Source organism: Streptomyces sp. NPDC002690 (assembly GCF_053592415.1).
This window is the reverse complement of the sequence record NZ_JBSFVR010000488.1, coordinates 1-4333: the sequence shown is the minus strand read 5'-3', so window position 1 is coordinate 4333 and position 4333 is coordinate 1. Positions and strand designations below refer to the sequence as shown.

The 4333-nt window shown below is 68.8% G+C and carries 5 protein-coding genes and 2 pseudogenes; 4 read left to right on the top strand and 3 right to left on the bottom strand.

The annotated features are described in order from the left end of the window. Positions 1 to 10 precede the first annotated feature (10 nt). Positions 11 to 95, top strand: a pseudogene (locus tag ACWD3D_RS33855) (DNA-binding response regulator); the annotation flags it as partial. Here ACWD3D_RS33855 and ACWD3D_RS33850 read toward each other — a convergent pair. After that, positions 94 to 273: pseudogene (locus ACWD3D_RS33850) on the bottom strand (DUF3037 domain-containing protein); the annotation flags it as partial. The pseudogenes ACWD3D_RS33855 and ACWD3D_RS33850 overlap by 2 nt on opposite strands. After that, positions 270 to 1115 carry a HipA family kinase gene (locus ACWD3D_RS33845; protein ID WP_451464541.1) on the bottom strand — a complete coding sequence of 282 codons (846 nt, stop codon included), beginning with the start codon at positions 1113 to 1115 and terminating at the stop codon, positions 270 to 272. The pseudogene ACWD3D_RS33850 and the gene ACWD3D_RS33845, both read right to left, overlap by 4 nt. A 445-nt stretch (positions 1116 to 1560) precedes the next feature. On the opposite strand from ACWD3D_RS33845, the gene ACWD3D_RS33840 reads away from it, so the two are divergent. Next, a complete protein-coding gene (locus ACWD3D_RS33840) occupies positions 1561 to 2121 on the top strand; it encodes an SUKH-4 family immunity protein (RefSeq protein ID WP_451464540.1) in 561 nt (186 codons plus the stop codon). A gap of 189 nt (positions 2122 to 2310) precedes the next feature. Here the strand turns inward: ACWD3D_RS33840 and ACWD3D_RS33835 are convergent, their stop codons facing one another. Next, positions 2311 to 2793 carry a DUF6924 domain-containing protein gene (locus tag ACWD3D_RS33835; RefSeq protein WP_451464539.1) on the bottom strand — a complete coding sequence of 161 codons (483 nt, stop codon included), beginning with the start codon at positions 2791 to 2793 and terminating at the stop codon, positions 2311 to 2313. A gap of 571 nt (positions 2794 to 3364) precedes the next feature. Here ACWD3D_RS33835 and ACWD3D_RS33830 point away from each other — a divergent pair. Both ACWD3D_RS33830 and ACWD3D_RS33825 read left to right on the top strand, forming a co-directional pair. Then, a complete protein-coding gene (locus ACWD3D_RS33830; RefSeq protein WP_451464538.1) occupies positions 3365 to 3580 on the top strand; it encodes a hypothetical protein in 216 nt (71 codons plus the stop codon). Between the two features lie 40 nt (positions 3581 to 3620). Next, the gene (locus tag ACWD3D_RS33825; protein ID WP_451464537.1) at positions 3621 to 4052 is read left to right on the top strand and encodes a hypothetical protein; all 432 of its coding nucleotides are present in this window, start codon (positions 3621 to 3623) and stop codon (positions 4050 to 4052) included. Positions 4053 to 4333: the final 281 nt, after the last annotated feature.

The window sequence follows — 4333 nt, the reverse complement described above, 5'->3', positions numbered from 1 at the left end:
GGAGGGGCCAGTGAGACTGCTGCTCGTCGAGGACGACAACCACGTCGCCGCGGCCCTGTCCGCCGTGCTCGCCCGTCACGGCTTCCGGGTCGTGCCGACGACGTCGGCGGCGGGGTCGAGCGCCCTCAGCTTGCCCTCGTCGAGGTGGGTACGGGCAGCGACGAAGGAGTGCGCCCGGCTGTAGACGAGCACCCCGGCGTTGAAGCACTCCCCGCGCTCGACACGGGGGACGACCCGCAGCAGCGCGTACTCGAAGACATCGCGTCCACTCATCGGCTCTCGCCCTTCTCCGTTGCCTGAGCCCTCGGGGCGAGACGGTCGGCGAGCCAGCCGGGAGCCTTGGACGGGCCGGTGGGCGCCGGGGCGTCCATGACGATGCGCTCGTGGATGGTGGCGGCACGGGCCAGCAGGGGCGCCACGTACGCGCGACGCAGTTCGTCCGTCGAGTCGAAACCGGGCTCCCCGGACAGCCACTCGTCGGGCACCTGGGCCGCCACCTCGGTGAGCAACTCCTCGGTGACGAGCGGCGCCAGGGCCGCGGCGGCTGCCGCGACGTCCGGACCGGTGGGCGCCAGCACGTGGTCGGAGGCGTTGTACGGCTTGGCCGCGGACGCCTGGGCGCCCGGCCAGTTGTGGTGCCAGATCATCGTGGCACCGTGGTCGATCAGCCAGACGTCGCCGTGCCAGACCAGCATGTTGGGGTTGCGCCAGGACCGGTCGACGTTGTTGATCAGCGCGTCAAACCAGACGATCCGTCCGGCCTCCGCCGGGTCGACGTGGTACGCGAGCGGGTCGAAGCCCAGAGAACCGGGGAGGTAGTCCATCCCCAGGTTCAGGCCACCGCTCGCCTTGAGCAGCTCCTGCACCTCCTGGTCGGGCTCGCCGAGCCCGATGACCGGGTCGAGCTGCATGGTCACCAGTTCCGGGACCCGCAGCCCCAGACGACGGCCCAGCTCACCGCAGATGACCTCCGCGACGAGGGTCTTGCGACCCTGGCCCGCGCCGGTGAACTTCATGACGTACGTACCGAGGTCGTCGGCCTCGACGATCCCCGGCAGCGAGCCACCCTCACGCAGGGGCGTGACGTAGCGGGTCGCAGTGACCTCATTCAACATTTCCCAGGCCATCCATCTATTCAACCTTGCAATCCACGACCAAACCGGAGGGCTATGGTATCGAATCACCCGCCACCAGGCTTGGGGATAGTCCGGGGTTCCGACCGCCGTGCGGGTCTCCCCTCACTCCCCGAACGGCCCGTCCATGGCGTGGTGCCCGTCGCTTCCGGCCTCCGGCATGAGGGAGCATCGTAACCCGGAGTGATCGCGGACGAGGGGCGCCCGAGCCGCCGCACCGCACCACGGCCCCGGCCGGGTCCCTGACCTGGCCACGGGCCCCGGTGCGGGAAACCAAGCTTCACTGCTCCTGACGGCGCCTCCGCTGCGATGGCTGAGACGCCGATGACGCCAAAAACGCCCGTGTTCCTCCTCCACGCCGACGGACGGGCGGGAGACTGAACCCGTACGGAGTGACCGACGCGGCCAGGAAGGGCGCCAGATCGGCATGAGCGGCCTGACGTTCGACCTCACCCATGACGAGCTGGTGAGCTGGTTCGGCGTGGCGAACGTCGAACGATCCGTCAGGGCAGAGGCGGAAGAACTCGGATTCGGCGGGAAGACCCTCGGTTTCCTCTGTGACGTGGGCATCCCCTCCACGCCCAGGGCGGAAGTCGCCGCCCCCGGAATCGAGGTCGCCCTACGTGCCATCGACGAGATCCCCGACTCCCATTGGGACGTGCCGCAGGAAGCCCGGAGCTGGATCGTCATCGGCAACCTCACCGCCACGACGATCGCGCTCGACACGGTCAGCGGCGTCGTGTACGGCTTCTACGAGGGCGCCGGGGCTCCCGTCGCCCTCCACGCGGACGTCTCGTCACTCGCCTGCACGATCCATGCCGTGAAGCGGGCACTTCCCGGGATCGCGGAACGGGACTCGTACGACGGCAGGGAGGAGATCATGCGGCGGGTGCGCCAGGACATCGAGCGACGCGATCCTCTTCCCTTCTCGGAAGGGAGCGAATGGCTTCCCTCCTTCGAAGAAATCGCCATGGGCATGTGGAGTTGAGCGCTCACGACTCTCCGACATGTGGGCCCGGCCGTCGGCTTCCGGCCCCGCCGGCCCGGTTTCCTTTCACGGCATGCCGGCATGTCGACGGCCCCGCCGGACGACGCCACGGACCCACGACGCCGTCCCCGCGGCAGGCCACCCGTCCCGCGGCAGGCCGTGGGGACGCCACGAAGCCGGAGCGGCCGTTCAGCCGGTGAATCCCCGGAAGAGACCCCCGGGATCGATCCTGGCGGCGTCCATGAAGTCACCGAAGTCCAGGTTGGCGATCATGAGGTTCGCGTTCATCTCGTGAATCCCCCGCGGCACCACACGGAAGGCGCCGCCGTACGCCTCGAACTCCTCGTCGCTTTCGCACCGTTCCCTGGTCAGCAGTGACAACGCCAGCAAGGTGACAGGTTTCTCCTCCCGCATCGAGGTGCGGTCCGCGAGGTAGACGACGCCGCGCTCCTCGTACGCGGCCGCCTCGGACAGAATCCGGGCGGGCGTGATTGCCGTCCATCGCGGATCGTCGACGATGTGGACGTACGGCTCGAAGTCGTCCTCCTGGCCCCAGTGCGTCATCAGCGCCGCTCTCACGGCCGACCACGCCCGCTCGTCGTGGTAGTCGGTCCTGATGATCAGCGCGGCATCCTCGTCACGTCCCGACGGCCACTCGATACGGTCACTCATCCCGCTCCCCCACCCCCCGCACGGTTCACCGCACCACGCATGCGGCACGCACGATACGCGAGGGCACCGACACCGTTCCGCTACGTCGGGGCAGTTCCGTGAAAAGTGGCCCGACGGGGGCCGAAGACGCTTCACCGCACGGGAGTTCGCGCTACGACGGCTCCCGAGGGGGCAGCAGCGCCCGCAACGCATCGCCGACCACTTCGAAGGAGTCGAGTATCTGCTCCCACATCACCTCGGGATCACCCGGCCGCCCCAGTCAGTTACGCAGCGTCGCCACATGGATGCCCTGGTGCGCGGAGGCGATGGCCCCGGCACGGTGTGCTCCGGAGCCCTGTCATCGTTCCCGAGGAGGCCGTGGATGCCGTCGGTCGTGGGATCGCTCGAACAGCGCGAGCCGGCCGCTCGCCGTCGTGCGGTCGACCTACGGGAGGAGGTCGACCGCGTCCGGCCGCACCGAGGGTGGCCGAGCGGGAACGGAATGGGAGGGGCATGGCCACCGGCCTTCCCGCAGGCAGACAGGTGCGCGAGAATCCGAGGGCTACGTCCGCGCACGTGACCGGGGGGTTTCATGGCCGAATTGGGTGTTCTGTTCGGATTGTTGGCCGCGCTGGTGGTCTTCCTGATCGTCAAGCTCGGCAGACGGGGCAGCCGCCCCACCGAAAACGCCGACGGCCTTCTCCTTGAGCAGACCCGGCGGACGCAGGCGCGCGACGACCGCTCGTCGTACAGCTCCCTGACGGTGCACAACACGTTCCCGACGATGAGAGACCACCGACGGCCCTAGGGCGTGTATCGGAAGCGGATCATGCGCATAGGGTGTCGGCATGTCGCTGAGCCACATAGCCCTCTCGTCCGGTCGTTCGATCGAGCTCACCGAGCTGCGGATGTCTACGACCTATGGGGGGATGCTGGAGGGGTATCCGTGCCAGCGCATCAACGACATGAAGGTCAGCGGCCTCCTGCGACAGGCCGAGCATGCGTTCTCCTTCGCGCCAGTTCATCTCATTCCGCCCTCCCGCGAGTACCCGGACCAGACCGCCAGCGCCTTCGGCCCCGTTGAGGTGCTGCCTTCCGTGGCTTGCATGGGTGTTTTCGGCTCTACAGCGGTCGATCCTGAACTCGACGCAGTGCTGCACCGCTCCGCTCTCATCGTGGCCTGGTTCCAGGCCACCCCGGCTGTCCCGTCGGGCGAAAAGGCTGATCTTGCTCTTCGCAGCATTCGCTGGGAAGAGCTGGCCCAGGATTACGAGCTCTAGGGACACGTGCTGATCACAGCCACTCATTGATGGCCGCTACCAGGACAGTGGCCTCATAGCGGACCGCGAGCTTGTCGTAGCGGGTGGCCACGGCCCGGTGCCTCTTGAGGCGGTTGATCCTGCACTCGACCGCGTGGCGCTCGCGGTAGTCGGCCGGGTCGAAGTGGGGGGGGGGGGCCCCCCCCCCCCCCCCCCGGGGGGGGGGGGGGGGGGGGGGGGGGGGGGCCCGCGCCCGTATCGCACGCGGATTCGCCCTCCCGGCCCCGGCCTACTTCCGGTAC